Below are 2311 nucleotides of genomic sequence, written 5' to 3' on the forward strand. Positions count from 1 at the left end.
GTCCCGCACCGCCGCTCGCGGCCGGACCCGAGGCGGCCGCCGCCGGTGCGACGGCCATGCTCGACATCAGCGACGGGCTGCTGCGCGACGGTGGGCGCCTCGCCCGCGCGAGCCACGTCGTCATCGACGTCGACATGCGGGCGCTCTCGAACGACGTGGAAGCCCTCACCGAGGCGGTCGGCCCCGAGGCGGCGCTCGAGTGCGTGCTCGCCGGTGGCGAGGAGCACTCGCTGCTCGCGACCTTCCCGGCGGGCGCGCTGCCGGACGGATGGCGGGCGGTCGGGTCGGTTCGGGCCCCTGGGGAGGACGAGCCTGCCGGGATCCTCGTGGGCGGCCGCCACGTCAGCCACACCGGGTGGGACCACTTCCGCGGGGCCTGACCATTCGACGGGGTGGAGGTATGCCGTTGCGTCGGCTCGCCCGCGAACCGTGTCGTCTCGCCCGGTCGCGGTCGCGGTCGCGCAGGCGCGCGAAAAAGGCCGGCCCCGTTGCGGGGACCGGCCTTTCAGCGTTGGTGAGGGACGTTCAGCGAACGACCTTGCCCGCCTTGAGGCAGGAGGTGCAGACGTTGAGTCGCTTCGGCGTCACACCGTCCACCAGCGTCCGAACGCGCTGGATGTTGGGGTTCCAGCGGCGCTTGGTGCGGCGGTGCGAGTGCGAGATGTTGTGACCGAAGCTCGGTCCCTTGCCGCAGACGTCGCAGTTGGCAGCCACGGGTATCTCCTGAAGTTCGATGTTGACGAAATGCTGAGCTCCACCACCGGAACGGGTCGACGCACACGAGGGCGCGCGTCACCCCGAAGTGCACGGGGGGAACCGGTAAAGAGTAGCCGACGAGTCGCTCGGTCGACAAAACGGCGCCGCAGGCGGGCGCACCGCACCTCACGCGAAGGCGCGAGCGGCCTCGACGAGCGGGGCGGCATACGCGGGACCGTGCGACGACGCGTGCACGGCGAGAGGGTGCAGCTGGTGCAGCGCGACGAGATCACGCCAGCCGCTGTCGAGCCCGGCAGCCACCTCGTAGGCGGCTGCGACGCGGTCGAGGCCCGGGCAACCGAAGAGGGCCAGCATCGCGAGGTCGGTGAGTCCGTGCCCGCCGTGGGCGGCCGGGTCGATGAGGACCGCGCCGTCGGAGGTGAAGACGACGTTGCCCGACCACAGGTCGCCGTGGATACGCGCAGGTGGCCGGTCGTCGTCGAAGTCGCCGGCCGTCAGACGGTCGCAGACCCGATCGACGGTGCGGGCCCCCGAGCCGTCGAGGTGGCCCCGGTCGAGCGCCCGACGCACGAACGGGCGCACCCGCTGCTCCGCGTAGAACTGGCCCCAGCGTGCGGCGGGGTCGTTGGTCTGCGGCTGCCGTCCGATCCAGGCGTCCCCCGTCCAGCCGGACGGTGGGGACCCGAAGGCCGGGGCGCCCGCGTCGTGGGTGACGGCGAGGCCCCGCCCGAGTGCCTCCGCGGCCGCGGGGGTGGGGCGCACCGCTCGAAGGCGCGTCAGCTCGATGTGGTCGGGGCCGACGTCGCAGACCTCGACGACGCGTGCGCCGCCGTCGGGCTGCGCCTGCGCGAGCCAGCGCAGGCCGGCAGCCTCGGCCTCGAAGAAGCCGGAGGGGGCGTCGGACCACGACTTGCGGTGGTGGGCGGGAGAGGGGCTCGACACGGTGACCACGCTAGCCGCCTCCGTTCGGGCCGGAGCGGTGCATGCGACCGTCCGAGCGAGGCGCTAGCCTGCCGAGATCGGCGAGCCCGCTACCCGTCCGATGTCCAGACGCCAGGTCACGCACGACGACGAGCAGGAGGTCCGATGTCCGGCGCCACGCCGCCGCCCGACGGGCCCCTCACCTCGCTCGATCTCGTCGCCGTCCGCCGCTGGGCGGTCCTGACCCGTTCGCTGTTCGCCGCCCGACGGGTCGAGATCGACGCCATGAACGTCTTTCCCGTGCCCGACGGCGACACGGGCACGAACCTCTACCTCACCTTCGACGGGGCGGTCGAGCGCACCCTGGCCACCGCCGACGTCACCACCGCCGACGAGCTGCTGTCGGTCTTCGCCAAGCACCTGCTGTGGACCGCTCGGGGCAACTCCGGGGTCATCCTCAGTCAGCTGGCCCGCGGCCTCGCCGAGGGCTGTGCGGGTGCCGCCCCGATCGACGGCCCCATCCTGGCCGCGGGACTGCGCCACGCCGAGGAGCGTGCGCGCCAGGCCGTGACGGACCCCAAGGAGGGGACCATCCTCACCGTCGCCAGCGCGATGGCGGAGGCCGCCGAGCACGCTGCCCAGCACGTCGCCGTGAGCGTGCACGAGGTCGCCC

The 2311-nt window shown here is 73.3% G+C and carries 3 protein-coding genes and 1 pseudogene; 2 read left to right on the plus strand and 2 right to left on the minus strand.

Annotation, left to right across the window (positions count from 1 at the left end; genetic code table 11):
* Positions 1 to 380: pseudogene (locus tag AC1DP0_RS20960) on the plus strand (thiamine-phosphate kinase); the annotation flags it as partial.
* Between the two features lie 145 nt (positions 381 to 525).
* Here AC1DP0_RS20960 and rpmB read toward each other — a convergent pair.
* A complete protein-coding gene (rpmB, locus tag AC1DP0_RS20965) occupies positions 526 to 714 on the minus strand; it encodes a 50S ribosomal protein L28 (RefSeq protein ID WP_020142801.1) in 189 nt (62 codons plus the stop codon).
* 168 nt (positions 715 to 882) lie between these two features.
* Positions 883 to 1668, minus strand: a complete 786-nt coding sequence (locus AC1DP0_RS20970; protein ID WP_478088340.1) for a fructosamine kinase family protein — start codon at positions 1666 to 1668, stop codon at positions 883 to 885.
* A gap of 135 nt (positions 1669 to 1803) precedes the next feature.
* On the opposite strand from AC1DP0_RS20970, the gene AC1DP0_RS20975 reads away from it, so the two are divergent.
* Positions 1804 to 2311, plus strand: a 508-nt coding sequence (locus AC1DP0_RS20975) for a DAK2 domain-containing protein (protein ID WP_478088342.1), incomplete at its 3' end; no start/stop codon positions are given.

Source organism: Terrabacter sp. P5_B1 (assembly GCF_056400505.1).